The sequence below is a fragment of the Microbacterium sp. p3-SID336 genome (assembly GCF_025143365.1).
In the GTDB taxonomy this organism is placed as follows: Bacteria; Actinomycetota; Actinomycetes; order Actinomycetales; family Microbacteriaceae; genus Microbacterium.
Window position 1 is genome coordinate 45,115 of record NZ_JALXPE010000014.1, and the last position, 25,187, is coordinate 70,301.

The window sequence follows — 25,187 nt, forward strand, 5'->3', positions numbered from 1 at the left end:
CGCTGGGGGGACCGGCCCGTTCGACCCGCGGTCGCTCCGCGGCCGGTCCACCCCCGTGCAGTGCGCAAGGAGTCTCATGTCGCGAGTCGTGAAGCTGGCCGTCATCCCCGGTGACGGCATCGGTCCCGAGGTCATCGCCGAGGCGGAGAAGGTGCTCGACACCGTCACCGCCGACAGCGGCGTGACGTTCGACAAGACCCGCTTCTCGCTCGGAGCCGCGAGGTACCTGGAGACGGGGGACACCCTCACCGACGACGACCTCGCCGCCATCTCCGCTCACGACGCGATCCTGCTCGGTGCGGTCGGCGGCACGCCCGGCGACCCCCGCCTGAAGGACGCGAACATCGAGCGCGGGCTGCTGCTGAAGCTCCGCTTCACGCTCGATCACTACGTGAACCTGCGCCCGTCGAAGCTCTACACCGGGGCACCGGGACCGCTGGCCGAGCCCGGCGACATCGACTTCGTGGTCGTGCGCGAGGGCACCGAGGGACCGTATGTCGGCAATGGCGGCGCGATCCGCACCGGCACGCCGCACGAGGTGGCCAACGAGACCTCGGTCAACACCGCCTTCGGCGTGGAGCGCGTCGTGCGCTACGCGTTCGAACTCGCGGAGCGCCGCCGGAAGAAGCTGACCCTGGTGCACAAGACCAACGTGCTCGTGCACGCGGGCGCGATCTGGCAGCGCATCGTGAACGAGGTCGCCCGCGAACACCCCGACGTGACGGTCGACTACCTGCACGTCGACGCCGCCACGATCTTCCTGGTCACCGACCCGTCGCGCTTCGACGTGATCGTGACCGACAATCTCTTCGGTGACATCCTCACCGACCTCGCCGGCGCCGTCACAGGCGGTATCGGCCTCGCCGCCTCCGGGAACATCAACCCGGATGGCGTCTTCCCGTCGATGTTCGAGCCCGTGCACGGCTCGGCGCCGGACATCGCGGGCCAGCAGAAGGCCGACCCGACCGCCGCGATCCTCTCGATCGCGCTGCTGCTCGACCACCTCGGACTCACTGCCGAGTCGGCGCGTGTGAGCGCCGCGGTCGAGGCGGACATCGCCGCGCGCAGCGGTGCCCGCACGACGGCGGAGATCGGCTCCGCCATCACTGCCCGCCTCTGAGCGACGGGCGTAGGCTGACAGGGCGCGAGGATGCGCCCACCCCACAAGGATTGGATGACGAGATGACGACCATCGACGCCGAGACGAGCGTGGCTCCGCTGGAGTTCGCCGTGACGAAGAACCTGAACGCGGCCAGCCCGCAGCGCCTCGCCGAGGTGCTCGAGAACCCCGGCTTCGGGGTCGTCTTCACCGACCACATGGTCGACATCTGCTGGTCGGCGAAGGGGGGCTGGCACCGCCCGCGCGTGCAGCCCTACGGCCCGATCCCGCTCGACCCTGCCGCGTCGGTGCTGCACTACGCCCAGGAGATCTTCGAGGGCATCAAGGCGTACCGGCACGCGGACGGCTCGATCCACACGTTCCGTCCCGACCGCAACGCCGCACGCCTGCAGGCCAGCGCCCGTCGTCTCGCCCTGCCTGAGCTGCCCACCGAGTACTTCATCCAGTCCCTGCGGGAACTGATCGCCGTCGACGGCCGCTGGGTGCCCTCCGGCGCCGACCAGAGCCTGTACCTGCGTCCGTTCATGTTCGCCAAGGAAGCCTTCCTCGGTGTGCGCGCCGCGCAGAAGGTGGCCTACTACGTGATCGCGAGCCCCGCGGGCGCCTACTTCACGGGCGGCGTGAAGCCCGTCCGCATCTGGCTCTCCGAGGACTACGCCCGTGCGGGCAAGGGCGGCACCGGCAAGGCGAAGACCGGCGGGAACTACGCCTCCAGCCTCCTCCCGCAGGCGGAGGCCAGCGCCAAGGGCTGCGATCAGGTCGTGTTCCTCAACGAGAAGCGCGACGTCGAGGAGCTCGGCGGCATGAACGTCGTGTTCGTGTTCAAGGACGGCCGTGTGGTCACGCCGGAGTCGGACAGCATCCTCGAGGGCATCACGCGCGACTCGCTGCTGCAGCTCGCGGAGGACCGCGGCTACACGGTCGAGAAGCGCGCGATCTCCATCGACGAGTGGCGCGACGGGGTGGCCTCCGGCGACATCGTCGAGGTATTCGCGTGCGGTACCGCCGCGGTGGTCACGCCGATCGGCGCGCTCGTGGGCGAGGGCTTCGACGAGCCGCAGCCCCTGGGCCAGCTGGCCCTGTCGCTGCGCGAGGAGCTCACCGACATCCAGTACGGCCGCCGCGAGGACAAGCACGGCTGGCTCGTGCGCCTCGACGCCTGATACGCTTCGTCACTTCCTCCACGAGACCCCGGGCGGGACGACCTGCTCGGGGTCTCGTGTGCTCGATAGGCTCTATCCATGAAGATCGCCCGGTTCAGTCACGACGACGCCATCATGTACGGGATCATCGACGAGCGGGAGCTCGTGGTGCTGGCAGGGGACCCGATGTTCTCCGGTTACGAGACCACGGGCGCCCGGGTGCCGCTGGCCGACGCAGCCCTGCTCGCGCCGGTCATCCCGCGGTCGAAGGTCGTGTGCGTGGGCAAGAACTATCACGACCACGCCGCCGAGATGGGGGGAGTGGCGCCCGAGGAGCCGCTGCTGTTCCTCAAGCCCAACACCGCCGTGATCGGCCCCGGCGACACGATCGTCCGTCCGACCGCGCTGTCGGAGCGCACGGAGTACGAGGGCGAGCTCGTCGTGGTGATCGGCAAGGTCGCGAAAAACGTCAAGGCCGAGAACGCGCTCGACTACGTGCTCGGCTACACCATCGGCAACGACGTGACGGCGCGTGACCTGCAGCGCAAGGACGGGCAGTGGTCGCGCGCGAAGGGCTTCGACACGTTCTGCCCGCTGGGGCCGGTGATCGAGACCGACTTCGACGCGTCCACGGCGACCATCGAGACCCGCGTGAACGGTGAGGTGCGTCAGCAGGCACCGCTGACTGACATGATCCACTCCGTCCCCGCGATCATCGAGTACGCCTCGGCGGTGTTCACCCTGCTCCCCGGTGACGTGATCATGACCGGCACGCCCGCCGGCGTCGGGACGTTCGTCGCGGGCGATGTGGTCGAGGTGGAGATCACCGGCCTCGGCATCCTGCGGAACACCGTGCGCGACGCCACTTCCGCCTCATGACCGACGCCGCGCTCACCGCGGCGCAGCAGACGGCGGTGCAGCGCCGCACCGTCCTGGTGCTGTCGCTCGGACAGGTGCTCGGCGGCATCGCGTTCGGGGCCACCGTGTCGCTGGGCGCGCTCCTCGCCGCGGACATCTCCGGCAGCGACGCGCTCTCCGGGCTCGCCACGGCGTCGGTCACGCTCGGCGCCGCCCTGTGCGCCATCCCGCTCGCTCGTCTCGCCGCCCGGCTCGGTCGCCGACGGGCGCTCACCCTCGGCAATCTGTTCGCGCTGATCGGCATCGCGGTCGTCATCCTCGCCGCCTCGGTGCGGGTCTTCCCGCTGCTGCTCGCCGGGATCCTGCTGATCGGCGCGGGCAACGCGGGCAACCTGCAGTCGCGCTTCGCGGCGACCGACCTTGCCGCGCCACAGCACCGGGGTCGTGACCTGTCCATCGTCGTCTGGTCGACGACCATCGGCGGCGTCGCCGGCCCGCTGCTCCTCGGGCCGGGGGAGGTCGTGGGTCAGGCGATCGGCATGCCGGCGCAGACCGGGTCGTACGTGTTCTCGTTCGTCGCCCAGTGCGCCGCGCTCGTGCTGTATCTCGTCGCCCTGCGGCCGGATCCGCTGCTGGCGGCGCAGCGCCTGGCGAAGGCGGCCGCGGCGACCACGGGGACCGTCGTCGCGGATCGGCCCCGAGTGGCGCGCTACGCGATCTTCGCGATCGCGGGTTCGCACGTGGTGATGGCATCCGTCATGGCGATGACCCCGGTGCACCTGTCGCACATGGCGCACGGCGCGCACGGTGCAGCGGCGACGCCCGCCGACGTCTCGGCGCTGGTGGGGATCACGATCGCGCTGCACGTCGGAGGCATGTACGCGCTGTCCCCGGTGTTCGGCGTGCTGGCCGACCGCTGGGGGCGCCTGCGCGTCGTGCTGCTCGGACAGGCCATGCTCGGCGGCGCTCTGGCCTTCGCCGTGTTCGCCGGGACGGAGGCGTGGGGCGTGATGGTGGCGCTCATCCTGCTCGGTCTCGGCTGGAGCGCGGCGACGGTCGCCGGTGCCGCGCTGCTCACGGAGGCGTCGGCCCCGGAGGTCCGCACCCGCCGCCAGGGGCGGAGCGACTCGCTGATGAGCCTGTCTGCTGCGGCGGGCTCCGTGCTGGCCGGCGTGGTGCTGTCGAACTTCCAGTACGCGGGGCTCGGCGTCGCCGCCTCCGTTCTCGTCCTCGCGATCGTGGTGCTGTCGCCGATGGGGCGCCTGGCCGCACGATGAGCCGAGCCGGGGCGCAGGGGAGCACGCAGGCCTCACCGTAGAATCGAAGGGCTATGGTTACTCCGCATCCCCTCACCACGACCGCCAGCGGCGCTGACGTGCGCGTCCGCTTCTGCCCCTCTCCGACGGGGCTGCCGCACGTCGGCATGGTCCGCACGGCTCTGTACAACTGGGCGTACGCGCGCCACAACGGCGGGAAGATGGTGTTCCGGATCGAAGACACCGACGCCGCCCGCGACAGCGAGGAGAGCTTCCGTCAGCTCGTCGACGCGCTGACCTGGCTGGAGATCGACTGGGATGAGGGCGTCGAGGTGGGCGGGCCGCACGCCCCGTACCGTCAGTCCGAGCGGCACGACATCTACCGCGGCGTGATCGACAAGCTCCTCGCGACCGGCGCCCTATACGAGAGCTACTCGACGGCCGAGGAGATCGACGCCCGCAACGAGGCGAACGGCCGCGCGAAGCAGCTCGGCTACGACAACTTCGACCGCGATCTCACGGAGGAGCAGAAGGCGGCCTTCCGCGCGGAGGGCCGTCAGCCCGCGCTGCGACTGCGGGTGCCGGACGAGGACCTCACCTACGTCGACCTCATCCGCGGCGAGGTCACCTTCCCCGCGGGTTCGTTCCCCGATTTCGTGGTGGTGCGCCCCAACGGGGTGCCGCTGTACACGTTCGTGAACCCGGTCGACGACGCGCTCATGGGGATCACGCACGTGCTCCGCGGCGAGGACCTGATGCCGTCCACCGCACGGCAGCTGTCGCTGTATGCGGCCCTGATCGACGCAGGGGTGACCACGTTCGTGCCGCGGTTCGCGCACATGCCGCTCGTGTTGGGGGAGACGGGCAACAAGAAGCTCTCGAAGCGCGACCCGCAGGCCGACCTCTTCCTGCACCGGGAGCGGGGCTTCATCCACGAGGGCCTGCTGAACTACCTGGCGCTGCTCGGCTGGTCCATCGGTCCGGACCGAGACGTGTTCTCGCTCGACGAGTTCATCGCCGCGTTCGACATCGAGAACGTCAACCCCAACCCCGCGCGCTTCGACCAGAAGAAGGCCGAGTCGATCAACGGGGACCACATCCGCATGCTCGACGTGAAGGACTTCGCCGAGCGCACGGTGCCGTACCTCGCCGCCGCGGGGCTGTTCGACGAGCCCACGCACGAGCAGCTCGTGCTGGCCTTCCGCGCCGCGCCGCTGGTGCAGGAGCGCGTGCAGCTGCTGGGCCAGGTGCCGGGCATGGTCGGCTTCCTGTTCCGCGACGAGGTGTCGTACGACGCGGACGCGCTCAAGGGTCTGCCCGCGAACGCGGCCGAGGTGCTGGACGCGTGTGTCGCGGCGCTCGAGCCCGTGACCGAGTTCACGCCCGAGAACATCCAGGAGGCGCTGGCGACCGCGCTCGTGGAGAACCTCGAGCTCAAGCCGCGGGTCGCCTACGGGCCGCCGCGTGTGGCCGTCACCGGCCGCCGCGTCTCCCCGCCGCTGTTCGAGTCCATGGAGCTGCTCGGCAAGGACGAGTCGCTGCGTCGGCTGCGTGGCCTGTCGGCGTTCCTCACGAGCTGAGTCGCGACGCGCCCGAGCGGCGGCTCACGCCGGTGGTTTTGGCGATACGTCGCCGCTCGGGTAAGCTTGACTCTCGGTGCGAGGCCCCGGTTTCGCCCTTGGGGTATGGTGTAATTGGCAACACGGCTGATTCTGGTTCAGTTGTTCTTGGTTCGAGTCCAGGTACCCCAGCCACACGGTTCTTACTCGAACCATGGTCAAATGAACTAGCTTTGACTTCTCTGAATTCCCTGCCTTCGGGCGGGGAGTTCTTGTTTTCCGCTCTTCGAGTGCGCGCTGGCCCTGAAGTTCACGGATCTGGCGGTTGGCCTGGGTGCGCTCGCCCCGTGATCTGCACGCGATTGTCCTCGACGCGGATGATCAGGCGGCTGAAGTATGCGGTGATGAGGTCGCGGCGCACCGTGTCCGAGGCTCGCTCGTAGAGGTTGCCCGGCTCGCGGAGAAGGTCGATGTAGGCCAGCGCGGTGTCGGCACCGTACTGAAGCCGGTCGAGCGTGACGTCGAGCTGTTCCTTGATTGCTTCCGTCTGGAGCGTCGTGCGTTCGATCCGTTCGCGGATCTTCGCGATCGGAAGGGTGCCGGTCGCGGCGAGCTCGATGAGCCGTTCCTCCTGTGCCTCAAGCTTTCGCAGTTGCCTGGTGAGCTGTGCTTTGGCATCGCGATCGGAAGCGAGGAGGTTGTTGATCGCAGCCTGCAGGTCTTCGCGGATGCTATCGATGGTGTCGAGGTCAAGGCGTTCGCCAGCTACGACGGGTGTGATCTCGGCTTCGACCTGCTCGACGCGGAGCCAGGGCGTCTTGCATTCGCCACGTTGCTTGGCGGCGTCGGTCGTCGCCTTCTTGATTTGGCCGATGTCGCTGGTGCCCGAGATCGGTGTCCGTGGCGACTGCCAGGATGGGAGCTGTGGACGTAGAAGCCCTTGCCGTTACGAAGATCCAGAACATGATTGCGCGCTGCCCCCATCTGAAAGCGTTCATCAGCTCGAACGACAAGACGCCCTTCACCGATGGCCATGTCGATCTGTATGGGGGATTCGGTCAGAACAAGACGGACTTCCTCGGCCGGGTTCCCGTACAGGTCAAGGGGCGCACTCGTTCTGGGAAGCTTGCAGATCAATTGACCTTCGGCATCGATCGCACCGATCTACTCGGCTTTCAGAAGGAATCGGGGGTCCTCTACTTCTACGTCGCCGTCGACCGGCAAGGGCAGCGAAGTACTCCGTACTACGCGATCCTGTCGCCGTTCGTTATCGAGGACTACCTGCGGAGCGCACCGGAGGAGCAAACGAGCGTTGCCGTCGACTTCAAGAAGTTCCGCAACAACACGAACGAGATAGAGCGGATTCTTGGGCTTGCATTGAAGACCCGTGACCAGAATCCGTCGCTCGGCTTCGACCCCGCACTGTTCCAGAAGATGCAGAGCATCACTGTCCACACCCTCAGCGATCTCTGTTTCGATGAACCGCTCGTCCTTCGTCCGCGAAAGCTGGACTACGCGGTGGAGCTCGTCACGGACGGTGGCATGCGGGTTCCTATGGGAGGCGAGCTTCACATCTATCCGGGACTGTACATGGAGCAACCCTTTGACGTCGTCCTCGCCGCAGGTGGAGTGAGCTACACCCGCGTGACGCGGCAGCAACTCGACCCCAAATCAATCGTCCTCAAGCTTGCCCCAGGTCTCAGTCTCACGATGACCGAGGCAAACGAGCAGAGACTATGGAACTTTGCCTTCTCAGAGGAAGGGAGCTTCGCCGACCGCCTCAAGGCTGCGAGATTCATCGAAGGCTTCCTAGATACCGGTGGGATCGAAGTTAACAAGAAGATGACGCCGCTGGGAGTGATTAGCGATTCCAGTGAAACCGACCTCGTGGAGCTCCGACGTCAACTCCGTCTGATTCACATGATGGACGAGCTTTTCAGGCACCTGAACATCGACGGTTCTCTCGTTGATCTGGATGCCGTAGACGACGTGCAGATTCGGAACATCCACACCCTCCATCGCGCCTTGATCCATGGTGAACAAGTGTCTAATCCCGACGGGGAGGTTGCTCGGGGTCTTTTCAGCCTCGGACGCGGAGCGGTGATGCTCATCATCCTCGAGGGCGACACCCCAGACAAGTGGCGTTTCGTCGATCCGTTTGACCCACAGGCACCGCACCTGTTCCGCTGGTCGGCTGACGACGACGCGACGAAGGTGTTCCCCGTGACGGTCTACGACGTCCTTGAGAAGGGCGAGCTGTCGACGATTCTGAATCTGCGTCTCGACTCGATAGTCAGGGCCTACGACGCGATCGTCGATGCCGAGCGCACCACCAACCTCGCGAATCATCAGGTGCTGGCACTCCTGAGGGCAGCCGACTCCAACAATCAGCGGCGGTCAGAATTCCTCGGCGCAGCCGATACCCTCAACGAATGGGTGATCGAACACGAGGGAGAACTCCCGACCCACCTGATCAACCGTTGGCAGATTCGCCAGCGCATCGCGACTCTAGCTCCTGCGGACCTGGACGCGATCCGCGAACTCCGACGATCGGTCGTTCGCGACGGAGGTCAACGCGCGGCCGAGCTCGAAGTGGCGTGTGCACTGCTCCTCGGCGAGCACTCCGAGGCGGACTACCTCATCGCCAGGTTGGCCGACGACACGCTAAACGAGATGAAGGATTGGCCGATCTGGACGCTACGGAGCGCGAGTACCAGCGAAGCCGTGGAAGCCGCGAGATCCTGACTGGGCCCAGCGAGGTCGAGGTCCGCAGCTGGGTCTCATTGATGCACGTTCGTCGCCGCAACGTCCCGAGATCGGCTGGCTCGCCGACGCAGTCGAGCAAGCTCGCTAGCTCTGAAGCTCGACACCGGAACATGGCCTCACTGGCGCACTTGAGTCTTGCGGATAGGGTGCGAGCATGACCAAGCGCCGGCCGAAGCAGAAGCGTCCGACAGACGACATCGCTGGGTGGCCGTTGCGTCTAGGACGCATGTCGACGGCTGTCGAGGCCTGGCGACGCCGCGCAGAGAATCCAGAATCGCCCGAGTCAGGTAGCTCGCTGGCCGCCGACTCAGTGAACGGGCTCAACGTCGAGAACCCGATCTGGTACTCGATGTGCATCGCTTCTGAACCTCTCGACTTCGCGATCGATGCGATGCGAGCGACCAGCACGATGTACCCAACGGCGTACATGACCGTCGCCCGGACCGCCTTCGTCGCTGCTGTCAACGCGGTATGGGTGCTAGCGCCGCAATCACGACAGGAGCGTCGGGAGGACCACGCATGAGCAGCCTTAGCGTGGCACACAAGACCTTCCTCGAGCCGGTACTCGGCATGTCTGGCGGACAGGTTCTGGACTTCAGTAACGCCTCATTCGCCAACTTCTTTCGCGACCTCAACATCGACATCTACGACGCGGAGCGGTACCCCGGCTTCGGCGACTCAAAAGCAAACAGGCTTCGCGCGTTCTGGAAGAGCGCTGACGACGACGAGGTCGCGACATCGTTCATCGCCCTCGCCGACTACGTCGAAGCAAAGCAACTAGCGGGAAACTCCAGCATCGATATGAGCCCCGACCAGCTCGCTCGTCTACGCTCGATCGCGCTTGAGCTGGCACCTGCTCCAGATCCTGTCGCCAACGCTGGGACTGCCGCCAGCTTCACGACCGAAGCGACAGTCAATGCGAACCGGATCCAGATCGAAATCCACGAGGACATCTACTCGCATATCGAGCGATACCTTACGACTGGGGACTACTTCCACGCCGTTGAGGAGTCCTACAAGCTAGTGCGGGAGAAGCTTCGAGACATCACCGGCAAAGAGCGGGCCACTGACGTTTTCAATAGCAGCGCCCAAAATGAGGGGCACTGGAAGGCGCTGTTCGGCAAGGCAGCAGCGTCAAGTGATGCGGAGAAGGACTTCTTCCGAGGCATCGGGTACCTGCACCTCGGCGTTCAGCACCTTAGGAACGAGAAGGCACATACGCCTGCGTCGCCGATCGATCCGAACCTCGCAATCCACTACATCGCGCTGGCGAGCCTCGCCTACGACCTGATCACCAAGTACGTCAGTGAGGAGTTGATCACGGAGATCGAGGAGCTCGTCACTGCCACGCGCCGCGGCTACTCGGTGACCCGCTTCTATCGTGCATTCGAAGGCGGCAGGTGGATCGACGCGCTGACGCTTCCTGCGGGGTTGGCATCGTCATCAGTGCGGAAGGTGCTGAAGTCGAAATGGCTCCAAGAGGCAGACTTCACACTTTCCTACGATCACAGCAACATCATGTTGATGCGGCTCGAGCTCGTCGCTGAGGAACTGACTCAGGCCGACATCGATGCGCTCCTCGAGTACCCGACGATCGACCATCGAGGGAACAGCCAGGAAGCTGGCATGCTCCAATTCCTTGAATACATCCAACAACTCGATGCGGCCAAGATTTCGAGTCGCGCAAGCGATTGGATGACAGACAAGCGGCGTGAGTGGGGCGAGGGCTGATGGCGTTGACGCTCGGCCCGATCCTGCTCGACGCGCGCATCGACCTATCGGACGCGCTGGTAATCCGCCAACACTCGGCGCTTCCCAGCCGACCCTCCGCGCTTCTGGGTCGTTTTCATCCGTGAGGGCGGTGACCAGGCTCGGCTCTGGGCAGTGGTCGAGAATCGCAGCGAGTTCGCCAACGACGGAGTGCGCCGCATCTTCGACATGATCGTCTCCGAACACATGGCGGATCTGCATGGGCGTCTTGTCATCGGCTGGCGGTCCCCGCGCACCTGGTGGATGCGAGCCAGTACCGCCGCGAGCTACCCGGTGAAGGATATCGCCGACGCCGAGCCGGTGCCTTTCCCTGGGTTCGATCGGCTCGTTCTCGACTACCCGCAGCTTCAGGCCGTTATGCGGGAGCACCGCTATGCCTCGTGGCGGACAGCCCTTCCGTCCCTCGTCGGCATTTACCTGATCACGGACACCCACGATGGACGTCACTACGTCGGCAAGGCGGACGGCGAAGAGAACGTTCGCCAGCGCTGGACCGTATATGCGACCAACGGTCACGGAGGCAACGTCGAGCTCCGCGGCCTCGATCCGTCGAGCTTCCGCTATTCGCTGCTACGAGTCTTCGACCCATCGACGCCAACTTCCGCTATCGATGCCTTGGAGAGCCACTTCAAGGTCGCGCTCGACAGCCGGAGGCATGGGCTGAACCGAAACTGACGGACGGCGTCGCGGGGCCATGCCAGATAAGTCGCCGACGAGTCCGACACGCGCCCACACGCTAACTCTGCAGCACCCTGCTCCGACTACCTTGTAAGCACCGACCAGCGGTGCGGGTGGAGAGGTGGCGCGATGCGTGCGAGAAAGAAGAGGACGGCCTGATGGCCGACGCCTCCATAGACTGGGCGGCTCTGTACCAGAAGCATCGCGACGCGATGTTCAGGGTCGCCAAAGGTGTGCTGCGCAGCAGCGGGCGGGTCGACCTCGCGGACGACGCCGTGCAGGATGCGATGGTCTCGCTTATGAAGTCACCGCCGACCGAAACGCCCCGTAACTGGGAAGCCCTGCTCGTGGCGACGGCGAAGCGCCGAGGTTTGGACATGGTCGGCTCGGCCGCGATGGTCAAGGGCGCGGTGCTTGAGGAAGAACGTGCTTCGTCGGCCAGCGAGCAGGATATGGAGGAAGTGCTCGAACGCCTCGAAAAGATGGCGTTGGTGCGTGCGGCAATCGCGAAGGCCAAGCTCGACGCACGGGCGCACTACGTGCTCGCGCAGTACGTCGTGCTCGAACGGCCGAGGGCTGAGGTGGCAGCGGAGCTTGGTGTGACGCCGGCAAGGGTGAGTCAGATTGCGACCAAAGTCCTGACAGAAATCAACACGGCGGTAACGGAAGGAGGGTGACGATGAGTTCAGACAGGAACGAAGACGATCAGATCGGAGAGATCCTCGACGGGCGGAACGGTCGGTCGGCACTCGACGCTGGCGCCCCGTACCTAGAGCGAGACCCGGAGTTGCGAGGAGTGCTCGAGATTGCAGACCTGGCTTGGGAGAGTGAGCAGAGCGCTCCACCGCTCGCGGACGACCCTGTTGCCGCGATGTTGGGACTGGTTCCGGACCCGGAGATCGAACTCGACGGCAAGGCTCTGGCTTCGGCGCGCAAACAAGCGGGATTCACCGTCAGCACTCTTGCCGCTCGGTTGACCGCTCGAGGGTGGGATGTCTCGAGCAAGGATGTTTTCGCCTGGGAGAGTGGTCGCAACGCTCCTCAGGTGCCGGCGCTGATCAATGCGATTGCTCAGGAAACCGGCACCGACTCGGATCGACTGCGTCGTCGCAACCGTGAGGATCCCGAGCGCGCCAAGCTCGCTGCCGTCATAGCATCCGCGACCTTCAAGAATCTCGCCCAACGCTGGGCGCGCATCCAAGGCACTACCGTCGATCTTGCCGCCTCAGCGCTGGAATCCCGCATGCTGGTGGCCGTACACCGCGGTGGCGCCCCAGACGAGGAGATCTTGCTCGACTCGCTCGAGGCAATGGTCACCGCCGTGGAAAGTTCCGCAGACCAGTGAAGCTCGAGCCCTGGATCGAACGTGCGGTCGGAACTCTCGATGCGCAGACCCAGGAACAGTTCACGCTCGATCCGGAAGCTGCGCTGACTACGCAGCTCGGCCTCACGATTCGCCCTGTTGAGACGTTGGCGAATAGGCGCGCCGATGGAGGATTCTGCGACGGCATGTCGTTCCTGGAGGACGGCGTCATTCTCTATGCGCCGACACCAAACAGCCGCCGGCAGAACTTCACCCTCGCGCACGAGCTCGGCCATTGGATCGTCGAGAAGGACCAAGGACTGTTTGATTGGATCGCCGATCAAGCGGACCCGACGTCTCTTCTCGAGACGGTCTGTGACCAGATTGCGCAGCGCCTGCTCCTGCCGGATGCGCTCACGAGCGATGTCGTCGGTACCGACATTGTGCGCGCACATCATGTGCAGGATCTTTTCGACTCAAGCCAAGCGAGCTATCAGGCCTGCGCCATCGCCATCGCCCGGCACATTCGCGGTCTCGGTGCCGTCGTTCTCATCGACCGGTTCGATGGCCAGGTCCATCACGCCAGCATCCGGCCGGGCCCGGACGATGGATGGCCCGAGGTCTACCCGTGGCGTGGACAGGTCATTCCCGAGGCGCACGCGTTGCGAGAGTTCGCTCCCGGTTCGTCGTTCACTCGGAGGATCACATGGCGCGATTCCTGGGGACGTACAGCCGAGTTCTACGCCGACGCTGTTGCCGACGACCGGCGGATCATCGCAGTGCTTGCCGGTGAAGACATCTGGAAAGTTGACCCCAGCTATGTCATCCAACCGCGGGACTTCGACACTCGTCCGCTCCTGACTGTCCACTGCTGCGGCCAAGAGCGCACGTTCCGCGGCTACCCATGCCCGACATGCGGACAGGGATTCTGCCCGGCCTGCGGGAACTGCAAATGCGACCGTGCCGCCAAGACCGAGGAGAGCTGCGCTGCTTGCTTCACGTTGTGGCAGCGACATCTGCTCGTGGATGGCCTCTGCGAGAACTGCCGCTAACTCTTTCGCCCTCTGCTCCGACTACTTGGTGAGGGGCTGACGGTCAGCTCCGGAGATGGAGCCGGAAGTGGCGAAGAACACGGGACGCGGCCACCGCGTCGGAGCGGTCAAGGGACGTAGCGAGTTCCAGGTCGGCAAGACCTGGTTCAAGCGCGACACCTCGACCGGCCGCATCATGAACGGCAGCCCGAACCAGCACAAGGGCGTCCGCAACGAAAAGTGAGTGAGGTGGGGCTGGCCGTGCCGCGTGCGTAGGCCGGCTCCACCCGTCACTTCGACCCCCATCTCATGCCGCCATCAAGAGAAGGAGTGATCATGGCAGATCGACGAGTAACCCATTCCCGCAAGAACCGCGACGGTGACATCACGGCCATCGGCAACCCCGGCCAGTTCTGGTCACCGCGTGCCAAGGCCGACGCCATCCGCGACATCGAGTACGGCATCCACACGTACCACGTGCAGTGGCCGGAGAAGCGGACGGAGATCCGCGTCGTCAACGGCGCAACTGGCAAGTACCTGCGCACCGATCGCGACAACACGACTCGCAACAACCTGGACGACCTTCCGGACCTGTGAACACGTCCGGGAGCGCGGAGAAGGCACCAGCGGATTCCGCTGGTGCCTTCTTGGTTCTCAAGCGGGGCACAGGGCCCACCGAAAGTCGCGCGCTCTTGACAGGTGCTTCGCACGAGGCCCGTGAGCCCGGCTCATTGCCTCTTGCGGGGCGCACTGGCCCGGGGCTCGACCCCGACGCGGTGAAGAGCGCGGTACACCGCGCCGTGCGACAGGCGGTACTTGTCCTCGAGGTCGGTCATGGTCGCCCCCGCTTCATAGTCGCGCGCCATTGCATGGGCTGCGTCGTCCGTTACCTTCCGCCTCCTCACCACTACGTTGTTCTCGCGCAGGAGGCGGATGAGCGCTGACGCGGCGACGCTGTGCTCGGCTGCGAGCGATCGAGCGCTCTCACCTGCTTCGTACCGCCGCACGACTTCTTCGATCTTCTCCGCGCTTAGTCGCTTGGGCAGCGCTTGAGCGCGATACGTCGGTGCTGGGTTCGAACCATCCTCGCGACCGCCTGGGATAGCGAGACTCTGAAGATCCACCGGGTGAACGGCAAGTTCCAATGGTTCGAGCAGAGGTCTCTTATGTCAGCACTTCACAGAAGCCCGGAGATCCGCAGCAATGCGGGGTCCGGGCTTCTGTCGTTCCTGCGTGTCAGTCGAGGCGCACGACCACGGTCCGGGCGTCGACGAGGTGCAGCTCCTCCTCGATGCGGATGGCCCTCAGGGCACGGACAGGCGTATCGGAGCCGGGGTCCGTCATGCCGCGTCGAGGAAGGGCTCATGGCGATAGCCCGTGTCGTCGAGGATCGAGACGGTCGACTCGGGAACCTCGATGAACATCCCCGGCAGGTCGTTCAGCGGCTCGGAGACGATGACGTGGGCTCGACGACCGAACGCCCGCAGACGCTCGGCGTCGGGGTACATCTGACGAAGCGTCTCGATGTCGGCGGAGTGGTAGAGGGAGCGCGAGCGGCCGACGCTGGAATAGCGGAACGCCCACAGCGTGATGCCGTCGGAGACCGCGAAGGTGCCCTGCACCGGGAAGCGGATGTCGTGCTCGTGCCCGATCCGCTCGGCCTCCCGGATCGCGGCCTCCATCCCTGCGATCGGATCGTCCTGCAGCCCGAGGGTCAGAGCGAGGTAGAAGAGCACTTCGGAGTCGGTGGTGCCCTGGATCTCCGGGTACAGCGCGGGGTCGACGGCGAGGGTGAGGTCGCGCTTCACCGTCAGGAAGTCCGCCAGGCCGCCGTTGTGCATGAAGAGCCAGTTCGCGTGCCGGAACGGATGGCAGTTGGTCTGCTGGACCGGGGGTCCGGCGGCTGCCCTGACGTGGCTCAGGAACAGCGGACTGCGGATCGTGCTGGAGATCTCGCGCAGGTTCTGATCGTTCCAGGCGGGCTCCATGCTGCGGAACAGGGCGGGCTTCGGAGGCTGTTTGCCCGGATCGTCCGGATTCGACACGGGGTACCAGCCGAGGCCGAAGCCGTCTCCGTTCACGGTCTCCGCGCCGAGCGGCGAGTCCAGTGACTGTGCCACCAGGGAATGTCGCGTGTCGAGGATCACCTCCGACGGGTGCAGCGGTTCTCCCGAGTACGCCAGCCACCGACACATGTCGACACCTCATCCCCGACCCGTTCGGGTCCTGGCCCGACGATACGGCCGCTCGGCTGCCGCGTCGTCATCCGTCGGGGGTGATGCTACAGATGACCTCACGGACGCGCCAGGGACTGGTGTTCGCCTCCGTCGGGGTGAGATCCTCGGGAATCGCCGGATGTCCGCGACGTCATCCAGCTGCGGTGACCTCCGGCCAGTCACCGCTCAAAAGCCCGGGGCGCGGTTTCTACTCGCACTCTCCGAGGAAGCCGAGGTAGCAGACGGCCTCGTGCGTCACGGCGGGCTCGTAATCGTCGTTGGACACCTGGCGCGTCGCGGTCTCCGGGGTCCTGGTGAGATGGCCGAAGTCGCCGAGCGAGGCGACGTAGGTGCCGTCGACGTCCTCCGCGATCATGCGGTCGATCTCGGCGCGGTGCTGCGCGCACAGGTCGGCGGCGGAAGGCACGAGCTCGACGCCTGCACAGGCGGCCGCGTACTGGGCCTCCATGGCGCCGATGCAGTCGGTCCAGTCCTGGTCGATGTAGCACGGGCTGACGCCGTCGTCCGTCACGAAGTACGCACCGGTCTCGTACTCCTCGCTGTGGAACGTCTCCGGCTTCTCCGGCACGTCCACCTTGGTCCAGTGCCGTGCGGTCGCGAAGGCGAACGCCGTGACGACCGCCGCGATGAGGAAGAGCGCGCCGAGGACCGACAGCGTCACCCACAGCCCGACGCGGCTCTTGCGCGGGGGAGTGCCGGTCGCGGTGGCGGTGCCGTCGAGCGGCGGGGTCGTGAACGGCGCCGCCCCGGTCGCGTATGCCGTGGGAGTCGCGCCGTAGGCCGCGGGCGGGGCGGCAGCGGCCGCGGTCGGCACGTCGTGCCCGCCCAGCGGGACGGTCGCGGCGGTCGTCGCGGCCGGCGGCGTGCCCTGCCCGCTGATCGTGATCCAGTAGTCGTACCAGCTGCGGCTGGACCGGTCGTCGGCGTGCACCCGCTGGGCCTCGTCGTCGGTGAGCTGGATCCCGAGCTCTCGTCGGGCCTCGCTGCTCAGCAGGGACGAGTGGAACTCCTCGAATGACAGCGCCATGTTCGCAGAATATCGGTTAGGAGCAGGATCGGCCGTGCGCGGCGCCGATGTCGGTGGGGGCTGGAACAATACCGAGGTGATCGGAATGAGCTCCTTCTGGAACGCCCTGCCCACCGAGGGCCGCTGGCTGCTGTCGACCGTGGCCATCCAGACGCTGGGACGCGGCATGACCCTGCCGTTCTCGATCATCTATCTGCACGAGGTCCGCGGGTTCGACCTCGGGCTCTCCGGCGCGCTGATGAGCCTGATCGCGGTCACCGGGCTGGTCGTCACAGGTCCTGGCGGCACGCTCATCGACCGCTTCGGCGCGCGGCGGGTGCTGATCGTCGGGCTGCTGTCGATGATCGCCGGATGCACGCTGCTGGCGTTCGCCACCCACCCCGGCGTCGCCGCTGTGGCGGTGGTGCTGATCGGCGTGAACTTCGGCGTCTCGTGGCCGGGCTTCAACGCCCTGATCGCGTCGGTGGTCGATGGCGAGGTGCGGCAGCAGTACTTCGGCGTCAACTTCGCGCTCGTGAACCTCGGGATCGGTGTCGGCGGCATCATCGGCGGGTTCTTCGTGGACGTCACCGACCCCGGGACCTTCACCGCGATCTTCCTCATCGACGCGGCGACGAGCCTGATCCCGCTCGCCCTGCTGCTCGGCCCCCTGCGGCGCGTACGGACGCAGGCGGAGCACGACCCCGTGGCCGATGCGGCAGGGGGATACCGGGAGATCGTCCGGCGACCGGCCGTGCTGTGGCTCACCCTCCTCACCTTCCTGTCGGTGTTCATCGGCTACGGGCAGCTCGAAGCAGGCTTCCCGGCCTTCGCGCGGCAACTGGCCGGTGTGTCCACGCAGGTCATCGGAATCTCGTTCGCGGTGAACACGGCCGTGATCGTGCTGCTGCAGTTCGCGGTGCTCCGCCTGATCTCCGGACGCCGCCGCACCAGGGTCATGCAGGTCATGGCCATCATCTGGGCGGTCTCCTGGGTCATGCTCGGCGCAGCCGGGCTGCTGCCGGAGTCGTTGACCGCCGCGATCGCCGTCATCGCGTTCATGGGCGTGTTCGCGTTCGGGGAGACGATGATGCAGCCCACCATCCCCGCGATCTACAACGACCTGGCCACCGACCGCACGAGGGGGCGGTACAACGCCCTCAACTCCGCTGCCTTCCAGGGTGGTGCCATCACCGGGCCGCTGGTCGCCGGGCTGCTGCTCGGAGCAGGAGCGAGCGGCTGGTACATCGCGATCATGGTCGCGGGCGCCCTGGCGGTCGGCGCGCTCGCGCTCGTGCTCGAACGCGTGGTGCCGGCTGCGGCGAACGGCGCCGCCGCGGAGCGCTCGGAGGAGCTCGACGGGCCGACGCCCGCCTCGGCGGAGAGCACCGAGGCACGCTCGGCGGGCGGATAGCACGAGCCACCCCGCCGACGCCACTCCCTTCCGGCGTTGCCGCGTCAGCGGCCATCGTGAGAGCAGACGGAGGAAGGGGCGCGAATGGCGAAGCTCATCAGGGTGGTACCAGGGCAGGATCCGGGGTTCCGGCGGCAGCGGACGGGTTCGGGATTCCGCTACGTCGACCCGGCGGGGGCGCCCGCCCCGGAGGCGGACCGGGAGCGCATCGGAGATCTCGTGATCCCGCCGGCCTGGACGGACGTGTGGATCGCCGCCGACCCCCTCGCGCACATCCAGGCCGTCGGCATCGACGGTGCCGGACGCAAGCAGTACCTGTACCACCCGCTCTGGCGGGTCTCGCGCGACCGGCGCAAGTTCGTGCGCGCACTCGATCTGGCCGCCGCGCTGCCGAGCGCGAGAGCGCAGGTCACCAGGGCACTGCGGGAGGACGGGCAGACCAGGGAGCGTGCCCTCGCCATCGCGTTCCGGATGCTCGACGATGCGGCGCTGCGGATCGGGTCCGAACGCTATCTCGCCCGTCACGGCAGCAGAGGCCTGACCACGCTGCGGCGGAGGGACGTCCGCGTCGACGGGCGCGACGTCGCGCTGTCCTTCCCCGCCAAGAGCGGCAGGACGGCCTCGATCGAGATCGAGGACGAGTCGCTGGCCGACGCGCTCACCGACTTCGCGACCGGTGCCTCGAACGCGTTCCTTCTCGCCTATCGGAAGGGGCGTCGCCGCGTGAAGATCACCCCCGCCGAGGTCAACGCGTACCTGAAGGAGGTGCTGGGCGCGAGCTTCACGGCGAAGGACTTCCGCACACTGCACGGCACGATCATCGCCGCCGACGCCCTGGCACGCATCGGTCCGCTCGACCGGAAGGGCCAGCGCGGCCAGGCCGAACGCCTCGCCGTGCAGGCCGCGGCCACGGCTCTCGGCAACACGACCGCCGTGGCGCGCAACAGCTACATCGACCCGCGCGTGTTCCGGCAGTATGCCCGCGGCCGCACGCTCGACCTGGACGTGTCGCCGGAGACGGCGATCCGCAGGCTCCTGGGCGGACCGGAGACCTCGCACAAGGTCGACCGGAGAGGGTCGTCGCGGCGTCGGCGTTCCGCAGCCGCACGAGCTGTCTGAGCACGGCCGCGGCGGGGTCGTCGCGGGGCTCCGCAGCGCACGTCGCTGCGCCTCGACGCCGAGTCGGGGCCTCGGCCCGCCGGGGCGTGGATCGCGACGCGGTCACGGTGGCCGGGGCAGGATGCCAGGATGGAGGAATGGACACCGCCAACCTGACCCGCGAGGAGACCGCCGCGCGATCCGCGGCGATCACCCTGCACCGCATCCGCGTCGAGCTCGACCTCACCGGCGCACCCGAGCGGGCGCGTACCGGGTTCCCGACCGTGACGACGCTCGAGTTCGACGCGACCGAGGAGTCGACCTGGCTCGACTTCCTCGGTGAGCAGGTCCAGCGCGTCGTGGTCAACGACTCCGACGTCGAGGTGGTCTATGACGGGGCGCGCATCGCGCTGCGCGGGCTCGCCGCGTCCAACGTCGTCCGCGTCGAGGCGGTGGGTGCCTACAGCCGCTCCGGCGAGGGTCTGCACCGCTTCCACGACCCGGCGGACGACCGCACCTACCTGTACACGCAGTACGAGCCGGCGGACTCCCGTCGGGTCATGGCGTGCTTCGAGCAGCCCGACATGAAGGCCGAATACACCTTCGTCGTCGACGCGCCCGCAGGCTGGGAGGTGCTGTCCAACCAGTCGCCCGCCCACGTGGATCTGGGCGTCGGCGTGCAGCGCGTGACCTTCGCCCCCACGCTGCCGATCTCCAGCTACATCACCGCCGTCGCCGCGGGCCCGTACGCCCGAGTCGACGGGGAGTGGCAGCGCGGCGACGAGCAGCGGGTGGCTCTCGGTGTGCTCGTGCGGCAGTCGCTCGTCGAGCACCTGGAGGCCGAGGAGATCCTGGAGGTCACCCGGCAGGGGCTCGACTTCTTCACCGACGCCTTCGCCTACCCGTACCCCTGGGGCAAGTACGACCAGCTGTTCGTGCCGGAGTACAACCTCGGCGCGATGGAGAACCCGGGGCTCGTGACCTTCACGGAGTCCTACCTGTCGCGCGGCGCCGCGACCGAGGCGCAGCGCGCCTCCCGCGCGAACACGATCCTGCACGAGATGGCGCACATGTGGTTCGGCGACCTGGTGACCATGACGTGGTGGGACGATCTCTGGCTCAAGGAGTCGTTCGCGGACTACATGGGCGCCCACGCGTCCGCCGTGGCGACGCGGTACCACGACGCCTGGGTCACGTTCGCGATGCGGCGCAAGGCGTGGGCGTATCAGCAGGACCAGCTGCCCACCACGCACCCCATCGTCGCGGACATCACCGACCTGGAGGCCGCGAAGCTCAACTTCGACGGCATCACCTACGCCAAGGGCGCCTCCGTGCTCAAGCAGCTCGTGGCCTTCGTCGGGGACGAGGCCTTCTTCGAGGGCGCACGCCGCTACTTCGCGGCGAACGCCTTCGGCAACACGACCCTCGAGGACTTCCTCGTCGAGCTGAGCGCAGTGTCGGGGCGGGATATGAGCGACTGGGCGGCGGCCTGGTTGCAGACGACCGGGGTCTCCACCATCTGGACGGAGACGGACGACGAGGGGCGGCAGCAGCTCGTGCAGAGCGATGTGCGCCCGCACCGACTCCGCATCGGCCTGTATGACAGGACCGACGGGCGCATCGTGCGCCGCGAGCAGCGCGAGCTCGACCTGATCGGCGAGCGCGCGGACGTCGAACTGCCCGAGGCCGACCTGGTGCTGCTCAACGACGACGACCTCACCTACGCTAAGGCGCGACTGGACGAGAGGTCACTGAAGACGGTCGAGGAGTCGCTGTCGGCGATCGAGGATCCGCTGGCGCGGGCGCTCGTGTGGTCCTCGCTGTGGAATGCGACACGTGACGGCGAGCTCGACCCGTCGCGCTTCCTGGCGATCGTGCGGACGCACGCGCCGGCGGAGCCGAACGGGGGGCTGCTGGCCGCGGCGCTGCAGGACGCGGTGTTCGCCCTGCGGCACTTCGTGGCCGACGCGCGGCGCGAGGAGGAGCAGCGCGCCTGGACCGAGGCCGTGTGGACCGCACTGCAGAGCGCAGAGGCCGGGAGTGATGCGCAGCTGTCGTGGGCACGCGCGCTCGCGACCGCGTCGGCATACGACGACACCCGTCACGCCGAGCTGCGCGCGATGCTCGACGGGCAGACACCGGAGGGCCTCGTCGTCGACCCGGATCTGCGCTGGCAGCTGCTGACGGCGCTGGTGACGACCGGCCACGCCGACCTGGCCGAGATCGCGGCAGAGGAGCAGCGCGACGACACCGGCGATGGACGCACGGCGGCCCGCCGTGCGCGGGCCTCGCAGCCGGAGTCCGCCGTGCGCGCTGCCGCCTGGGTGGCCGCGTGGGACGACGTCTCGCTCACGAACGATCATCTCGACGCCGAGATCGCCGGTTTCCGCGCCGGAGGTCGACGCGACCTCACGAGCGCCTTCGACGCGGAGTACTTCGACCGAATCCGCGACGCCTGGGGCACGCGGAGCATCGAGCTCGCTAAGCGCCTCGTGGTCGGCCTCTTCCCTGCGGCGGACTCCCTGGAGCTCGTCGACGCGTGGGTCGAGACGAACGCGGACGCCCCGGCAGCGCTGCGCCGGCTCGTCATCGAGCAACGGGATCACCTCGCGCGCGACCTGCGCGTGCGGGCCGCTCAGGGCTAGTCCGCGGTCGGCGACACCGTCATGCCCATGACGGTGCGCACGATCCACGGATGGGCACGGTCGTCGTCGATGTGCGTCATGCCGAGGTTCTCGGCCACCCGACGCGAGGCGTCGTTGGCGGGGTGGATGATGGCGGTGAGGAGCACGGGCGCGAACTCGCGGGCGACCAGCTCGACGCACGCACGTGCCGCCTCGGTCGCGTAGCCCTGACGCTGTCGCTCCCGCCGGACGTGGTAGCCGACCTCCAGGACGGGCGTGTCGTTCACGGACTGCCAGGTGACCCCGCAGTCGCCGACGAAGTCGCCGTCGTGGGTCTCGATGATCCACAGCCCGTGCCCGTCGGCGGCATACCGCTCCTGCATCCGGGCGATCCACGCGGCGCTCTCGTCGCGGGACTTCGGGGCGGGGTAGAACGCCATGACCTCGGGATCGCCCAGCAGCGCGGACAGGTGATCGAGGTCGTCCGCGGTCATTTCGCGGAACGTCAGCCGGGCGGTGGGACGGGGGAGCAGGCGCTTCGGGGCGTTCACAGGTCGAGCGTGTCGCCGGGCTCCAGCACGTGGAACTCGCCGCCGCCCTGCTCGGTGGCCCACTGCAGGCGCTGTCGGTGCATGTTCTTCCCGATCACGGAGAGCGTCATGTCGTGCGTGCCGAACGCGCGACGCGGACGCACCGCCAGGACGTAGTCCATCGCCTCGCCGATCTTGAGCCAGGGCGCTCCGAGCGGGGCTGCGAGCATGTCGACCTCGACACCTTCCGGGACCGCGTAGGAGTCGCCGGGGTAGTAGAAGACGTCGTTGACCAGCACCCCGACGTTCTCGATGGTCGGGATGGAGGAGTGGATCACCTCATGCGCGCCGCCGAAGAACTGCAGGGTGAAGCGGCCGATCGTGATCGTGTCCCCGGGGGCGACCACGGTGATGTCGTAGCCCTCCGCGGCGTCCGCCACGCCCTGTGGACCGAACACGGGCGTCCCGGGGGCGGCGCGCAGGATCCGGTCGAGGTGCTCGCTCGTCCAGTGGTCGGGGTGCTCGTGCGTGATCACGACGGCGACGAGTCCGCTGAGGTCGTGCAGGGGAGCCGTGAACGAGCCGGGATCGATCACGAGCGTCTCGTCGTTCTGGTCGAGGCGGAGGGCGGCATGTTCGAACTTGGTGACGCGCATGAGTCGAGTCAACCGCTCCGAAGGGTCCTGCGGCAAACGGAATCGGCGCGCCACGCCCGGGCGTCGCGCTCAGGTCGCCTCGATTTGGCGCACTGAGAATCGCCGTGGCATACTTGAACGGTTGTCGCGGGACGGAAACGCTCCGCAAGACGGCCCCATCGTATAGCGGCCTAGTACGCCGCCCTCTCACGGCGGTAACGCGGGTTCGAATCCCGCTGGGGTCACACAACACCCGAAAGCCCCCGGTTCGCCGGGGGCTTTCGTCGTCTCCGGGAGTGATCCTCACTCCGTCGCGCGGAGTGAGAGCCGTCGGAACCGCCGGGTGCTGAGCGGCACGATCATGAGCACCGCCATCGCGCCGCCGTATGCCGCGAACGGCACCCACAGCGCGGTGGCGGAGGCGAGGGCGCCGAAGCCGGCCATCGCGAGCGGCATCAGGCAGTCGTCTCCGAGCCGGGTGATCGCCCCCATCCGGCCGAGGTAGGCGGTGTCGACGGTCGCCGAGAACGTGGCGCTGAGCAGCACGGACGCGAAACCCGCCGTGGCGCCGATCAGGAAGGCGGCCACGGCGACGGACCACGCGGGACCGAGGCCGAGCGCCACGATGCCGGCCCCCTGCACGACGAGTGCCGCGAACGCGCCGCGTGCCTCGTAGCGGGGGCGCCAGCGTGCGACTCCGAGCGCGCCGAGGGCGGCACCGAGTCCGAGCAGCGCCTCGAACAGACCCACGGCCTGCGCCCCCCATGCCTCGTCGTGCGCACGCAGAGCGAGGCCGATGCCGACCGCCGGCCCCACGGCGAGGTTCAGACCGGAGAGAGCGATCACGAGCGTGCGCGTGGTCGGCTGCGCGGCGAGGTGCGCGAAGCCCTGCCCGATGCCGCGCAGCGTGGAGCTGCGGGGAGCTCTCGCCAGTCGGAAGCGGGGCCGCAGCCACAGCGCGAGGAAGGCCAGGACGGCGGTGAAGGTGAGCGCATTGACCGCGGCGCTCCCGGCGAGTCCCGCGTGCGCCACCAGGACGCCTCCGAGTGCGGCGCCGCCCATCGTCCCGAGTCGCGACGCGGTCTGTGCGGCGGCGCCGTACGAGGGCAGGTCCTCGGTGCGGACGAGCTGCCTGGCGATGGTGCCGGCGGACGGCTCGTAGAAGGCATCGCACACGCCGAAGGCCACGGCGGCGCACAGCAGCACGGCGACGCCCGGCGGCGTCGCGAGCACCCACACCGCCACCGAGACGAGCACGGCGACCCGCAGCAGGTTGCACAGGAGCATCACGCGTCGGGCATCGGCGCGATCGGCGAGCACGCCGCCGAACAGCAGCACCGCGGCACGGGGGACGGTGCCCGCCGCGACGATCAGCCCCGCCACCGCGGGGGAGGCGACCTGCACCGCGGTCCAGGCGAGGGCGATGGTCCACAGTGCGTCGCCCGCGTCGGACAGCGCCTTCACGGCGATCCACGCATGCACCAGGCGGTCTCGACGGAACGGCGGCGGTGCGGCGAGCTCGACCGGGGTGCTCGTCAGGACGTTCATCACGGCTCCGTGGGGAAGGCGTGGGCGAAGACGAAGACGGGGGTCCGCTCTTGCCCGTCGTTCAGGTCGATGTCGGCCTGCCAGTCGCGGAGCGTCCGCAGGATCCGGTTCGACAGGTCGCGCAGCTCGTCCGGCGAGGCCCACGCCGTGGTCTCCGTGTTGGAGGCGTCGTAGGCGGCGAGCTCCGGGTCGCTCCGTCGGCGTTGCCAGCGCTGCAGTCGTTCGATCTGCATGCGGATGCCCTGGCGTTGGGCTTCGCGGGCGAGCAGGGCGTCCGCGGGGGAGTCGGCGTAGTCGTCCACCGACCACGTGAGCCCGCGGCGGGCGATCGTCCACCAGCTGGTCCGGCGGTCGCCTGTCGGGTCGGTGGCGCGTTCCACGACCCTGGCGCGCTCGAGCATCCGCAGATGGTGGCTGATGCTGCCGACCTGGCTGTCCAGCGCCCGGGCGAGCGTGGTCACCTGGGTCGAGCCGTGCAGCAGCAGGTAGTCGTAGATGCGGCGCCGCAGCGGGTGGTGCACGGCGGTGATCACGGAGATGTCTTCCACGACGAGAACGCTATGGGCGCGGCGTCAGGAGCACAAGAGTTCTTGTATACCTCGGAAAGACGCG

Annotated in this window: 25 protein-coding genes and 2 tRNA genes; 20 read left to right on the plus strand and 7 right to left on the minus strand. The window is 67.6% G+C overall.

The features are described 5' to 3' along the window. Nucleotides 1-76 precede the first annotated feature (76 nt). The 16 genes from M3C17_RS05920 to M3C17_RS05995 all read left to right on the plus strand — a co-directional run bounded on the left by M3C17_RS05920 (nt 77) and on the right by M3C17_RS05995 (nt 14,080). Nucleotides 77-1,120, plus strand: a complete 1,044-nt coding sequence (locus M3C17_RS05920; RefSeq protein ID WP_259976731.1) for a 3-isopropylmalate dehydrogenase — start codon at nt 77-79, stop codon at nt 1,118-1,120. A 62-nt stretch (nt 1,121-1,182) separates the two neighbouring features. After that, nucleotides 1,183-2,283 (plus strand): branched-chain amino acid aminotransferase, encoded by a 1,101-nt coding sequence (locus M3C17_RS05925; protein ID WP_259976732.1) that lies wholly within the window; start codon nt 1,183-1,185, stop codon nt 2,281-2,283. A 78-nt stretch (nt 2,284-2,361) separates the two neighbouring features. Next, complete coding sequence (locus tag M3C17_RS05930) at nt 2,362-3,141, plus strand: fumarylacetoacetate hydrolase family protein (RefSeq protein WP_259976733.1); 780 nt, start codon at nt 2,362-2,364, stop codon at nt 3,139-3,141. Next, nucleotides 3,138-4,397 carry an MFS transporter gene (locus M3C17_RS05935; RefSeq protein WP_259976734.1) on the plus strand — a complete coding sequence of 420 codons (1,260 nt, stop codon included), beginning with the start codon at nt 3,138-3,140 and terminating at the stop codon, nt 4,395-4,397. The genes M3C17_RS05930 and M3C17_RS05935 overlap by 4 nt, the downstream gene beginning before the upstream one ends. 53 nt (nt 4,398-4,450) lie before the next feature. After that, complete coding sequence (gene gltX / locus M3C17_RS05940; protein WP_259976735.1) at nt 4,451-5,956, plus strand: glutamate--tRNA ligase; 1,506 nt, start codon at nt 4,451-4,453, stop codon at nt 5,954-5,956. Nucleotides 5,957-6,055: 99 nt separating this feature from the next. Then, nucleotides 6,056-6,130: transfer RNA gene (locus M3C17_RS05945), tRNA-Gln, on the plus strand. Nucleotides 6,131-6,260: 130 nt separating this feature from the next. Beyond that, nucleotides 6,261-6,869, plus strand: a complete 609-nt coding sequence (locus tag M3C17_RS05950) for a hypothetical protein (protein ID WP_259976736.1) — start codon at nt 6,261-6,263, stop codon at nt 6,867-6,869. Next, complete coding sequence (locus M3C17_RS05955) at nt 6,860-8,680, plus strand: hypothetical protein (RefSeq protein WP_259976737.1); 1,821 nt, start codon at nt 6,860-6,862, stop codon at nt 8,678-8,680. The genes M3C17_RS05950 and M3C17_RS05955 overlap by 10 nt, the downstream gene beginning before the upstream one ends. 175 nt (nt 8,681-8,855) lie before the next feature. After that, nucleotides 8,856-9,224 carry a hypothetical protein gene (locus tag M3C17_RS05960; RefSeq protein ID WP_259976738.1) on the plus strand — a complete coding sequence of 123 codons (369 nt, stop codon included), beginning with the start codon at nt 8,856-8,858 and terminating at the stop codon, nt 9,222-9,224. A gap of 11 nt (nt 9,225-9,235) precedes the next feature. Beyond that, nucleotides 9,236-10,432: a TIGR02391 family protein gene (locus M3C17_RS05965; RefSeq protein WP_259976740.1), complete on the plus strand. Its 1,197-nt coding sequence runs from the start codon at nt 9,236-9,238 to the stop codon at nt 10,430-10,432. Between the two features lie 153 nt (nt 10,433-10,585). Beyond that, nucleotides 10,586-11,146 (plus strand): GIY-YIG nuclease family protein, encoded by a 561-nt coding sequence (locus M3C17_RS05970; RefSeq protein ID WP_259976741.1) that lies wholly within the window; start codon nt 10,586-10,588, stop codon nt 11,144-11,146. Nucleotides 11,147-11,307: 161 nt separating this feature from the next. Continuing rightward, complete coding sequence (locus M3C17_RS05975; RefSeq protein ID WP_259976742.1) at nt 11,308-11,826, plus strand: RNA polymerase sigma factor; 519 nt, start codon at nt 11,308-11,310, stop codon at nt 11,824-11,826. Between the two features lie 2 nt (nt 11,827-11,828). Further along, a complete protein-coding gene (locus M3C17_RS05980; protein ID WP_259976743.1) occupies nt 11,829-12,494 on the plus strand; it encodes a hypothetical protein in 666 nt (221 codons plus the stop codon). Further along, nucleotides 12,491-13,504 (plus strand): ImmA/IrrE family metallo-endopeptidase, encoded by a 1,014-nt coding sequence (locus M3C17_RS05985; RefSeq protein ID WP_259976744.1) that lies wholly within the window; start codon nt 12,491-12,493, stop codon nt 13,502-13,504. Before M3C17_RS05980 ends, M3C17_RS05985 begins: the two co-directional genes overlap by 4 nt. Nucleotides 13,505-13,571: 67 nt before the next feature. Further along, the gene (locus M3C17_RS05990; protein WP_022894611.1) at nt 13,572-13,727 is read left to right on the plus strand and encodes a hypothetical protein; all 156 of its coding nucleotides are present in this window, start codon (nt 13,572-13,574) and stop codon (nt 13,725-13,727) included. Between the two features lie 92 nt (nt 13,728-13,819). Beyond that, nucleotides 13,820-14,080, plus strand: coding sequence for a DUF3892 domain-containing protein (locus tag M3C17_RS05995; RefSeq protein WP_259976745.1), 261 nt, complete (start codon nt 13,820-13,822; stop codon nt 14,078-14,080). 131 nt (nt 14,081-14,211) lie between these two features. On the opposite strand, the gene M3C17_RS06000 is transcribed toward M3C17_RS05995, so the two are convergent. The 3 genes from M3C17_RS06000 to M3C17_RS06010 all read right to left on the minus strand — a co-directional run bounded on the left by M3C17_RS06000 (nt 14,212) and on the right by M3C17_RS06010 (nt 16,747). Next, nucleotides 14,212-14,628: a hypothetical protein gene (locus M3C17_RS06000; RefSeq protein WP_259976746.1), complete on the minus strand. Its 417-nt coding sequence runs from the start codon at nt 14,626-14,628 to the stop codon at nt 14,212-14,214. Between the two features lie 195 nt (nt 14,629-14,823). Continuing rightward, complete coding sequence (locus M3C17_RS06005) at nt 14,824-15,603, minus strand: class II glutamine amidotransferase (protein WP_311198429.1); 780 nt, start codon at nt 15,601-15,603, stop codon at nt 14,824-14,826. A 304-nt stretch (nt 15,604-15,907) separates the two neighbouring features. Next, nucleotides 15,908-16,747, minus strand: coding sequence for a hypothetical protein (locus M3C17_RS06010; RefSeq protein ID WP_259976748.1), 840 nt, complete (start codon nt 16,745-16,747; stop codon nt 15,908-15,910). On the opposite strand from M3C17_RS06010, the gene M3C17_RS06015 reads away from it, so the two are divergent. The 3 genes from M3C17_RS06015 (at nt 16,746) to pepN (ending at nt 21,883) form a co-directional block, all read left to right on the plus strand. Next, on the plus strand, nt 16,746-18,140 hold the full coding sequence (locus tag M3C17_RS06015) for an MFS transporter (protein WP_259976750.1): 1,395 nt from the start codon (nt 16,746-16,748) through the stop codon (nt 18,138-18,140). The genes M3C17_RS06010 and M3C17_RS06015 overlap by 2 nt on opposite strands. A gap of 84 nt (nt 18,141-18,224) precedes the next feature. Beyond that, the gene (locus M3C17_RS06020) at nt 18,225-19,259 is read left to right on the plus strand and encodes a DNA topoisomerase IB (RefSeq protein ID WP_259976751.1); all 1,035 of its coding nucleotides are present in this window, start codon (nt 18,225-18,227) and stop codon (nt 19,257-19,259) included. A 137-nt stretch (nt 19,260-19,396) separates the two neighbouring features. Beyond that, nucleotides 19,397-21,883, plus strand: a complete 2,487-nt coding sequence (gene pepN / locus M3C17_RS06025) for an aminopeptidase N (RefSeq protein ID WP_259976752.1) — start codon at nt 19,397-19,399, stop codon at nt 21,881-21,883. Here the strand turns inward: pepN and M3C17_RS06030 are convergent. Together M3C17_RS06030 and M3C17_RS06035 are read right to left on the minus strand one after the other, a co-directional pair. Next, complete coding sequence (locus M3C17_RS06030; RefSeq protein ID WP_311198430.1) at nt 21,880-22,413, minus strand: GNAT family N-acetyltransferase; 534 nt, start codon at nt 22,411-22,413, stop codon at nt 21,880-21,882. The genes pepN and M3C17_RS06030 overlap by 4 nt on opposite strands. Further along, nucleotides 22,410-23,048: an MBL fold metallo-hydrolase gene (locus tag M3C17_RS06035; protein ID WP_259976753.1), complete on the minus strand. Its 639-nt coding sequence runs from the start codon at nt 23,046-23,048 to the stop codon at nt 22,410-22,412. The genes M3C17_RS06030 and M3C17_RS06035 overlap by 4 nt, the downstream gene beginning before the upstream one ends. Nucleotides 23,049-23,199: 151 nt before the next feature. On the opposite strand from M3C17_RS06035, the gene M3C17_RS06040 reads away from it, so the two are divergent. Beyond that, nucleotides 23,200-23,272, plus strand: a tRNA-Glu gene (locus M3C17_RS06040). Between the two features lie 58 nt (nt 23,273-23,330). Here M3C17_RS06040 and M3C17_RS06045 read toward each other — a convergent pair. Together M3C17_RS06045 and M3C17_RS06050 are read right to left on the minus strand one after the other, a co-directional pair. Further along, the gene (locus M3C17_RS06045) at nt 23,331-24,575 is read right to left on the minus strand and encodes an MFS transporter (RefSeq protein ID WP_259976754.1); all 1,245 of its coding nucleotides are present in this window, start codon (nt 24,573-24,575) and stop codon (nt 23,331-23,333) included. Then, the gene (locus tag M3C17_RS06050; protein WP_259976755.1) at nt 24,575-25,123 is read right to left on the minus strand and encodes a helix-turn-helix transcriptional regulator; all 549 of its coding nucleotides are present in this window, start codon (nt 25,121-25,123) and stop codon (nt 24,575-24,577) included. The genes M3C17_RS06045 and M3C17_RS06050 overlap by 1 nt, the downstream gene beginning before the upstream one ends. Nucleotides 25,124-25,187: the final 64 nt, after the last annotated feature.

What these genes read in the sequence shown, in the direction of transcription:
- M3C17_RS05920 (WP_259976731.1), top strand. Translation starts at nt 77, where the DNA reads ATGTCGCGAGTCGTGAAGCTGGCCGTCATCCCCGGTGACGGCATCGGT.
- M3C17_RS05925 (WP_259976732.1), top strand. Translation starts at nt 1,183, where the DNA reads ATGACGACCATCGACGCCGAGACGAGCGTGGCTCCGCTGGAGTTCGCC.
- M3C17_RS05930 (WP_259976733.1), top strand. Translation starts at nt 2,362, where the DNA reads ATGAAGATCGCCCGGTTCAGTCACGACGACGCCATCATGTACGGGATC.
- M3C17_RS05935 (WP_259976734.1), top strand. Translation starts at nt 3,138, where the DNA reads ATGACCGACGCCGCGCTCACCGCGGCGCAGCAGACGGCGGTGCAGCGC.
- gltX (WP_259976735.1), top strand. Translation starts at nt 4,451, where the DNA reads ATGGTTACTCCGCATCCCCTCACCACGACCGCCAGCGGCGCTGACGTG.
- M3C17_RS05960 (WP_259976738.1), top strand. Translation starts at nt 8,856, where the DNA reads ATGACCAAGCGCCGGCCGAAGCAGAAGCGTCCGACAGACGACATCGCT.
- M3C17_RS05975 (WP_259976742.1), top strand. Translation starts at nt 11,308, where the DNA reads ATGGCCGACGCCTCCATAGACTGGGCGGCTCTGTACCAGAAGCATCGC.
- M3C17_RS05980 (WP_259976743.1), top strand. Translation starts at nt 11,829, where the DNA reads ATGAGTTCAGACAGGAACGAAGACGATCAGATCGGAGAGATCCTCGAC.
- M3C17_RS05995 (WP_259976745.1), top strand. Translation starts at nt 13,820, where the DNA reads ATGGCAGATCGACGAGTAACCCATTCCCGCAAGAACCGCGACGGTGAC.
- M3C17_RS06015 (WP_259976750.1), top strand. Translation starts at nt 16,746, where the DNA reads ATGTTCGCAGAATATCGGTTAGGAGCAGGATCGGCCGTGCGCGGCGCC.
- M3C17_RS06010 (WP_259976748.1), bottom strand. Translation starts at nt 16,747, where the DNA reads ATGGCGCTGTCATTCGAGGAGTTCCACTCGTCCCTGCTGAGCAGCGAG.
- M3C17_RS06020 (WP_259976751.1), top strand. Translation starts at nt 18,225, where the DNA reads ATGGCGAAGCTCATCAGGGTGGTACCAGGGCAGGATCCGGGGTTCCGG.
- pepN (WP_259976752.1), top strand. Translation starts at nt 19,397, where the DNA reads ATGGACACCGCCAACCTGACCCGCGAGGAGACCGCCGCGCGATCCGCG.
- M3C17_RS06035 (WP_259976753.1), bottom strand. Translation starts at nt 23,048, where the DNA reads ATGCGCGTCACCAAGTTCGAACATGCCGCCCTCCGCCTCGACCAGAAC.
- M3C17_RS06045 (WP_259976754.1), bottom strand. Translation starts at nt 24,575, where the DNA reads ATGAACGTCCTGACGAGCACCCCGGTCGAGCTCGCCGCACCGCCGCCG.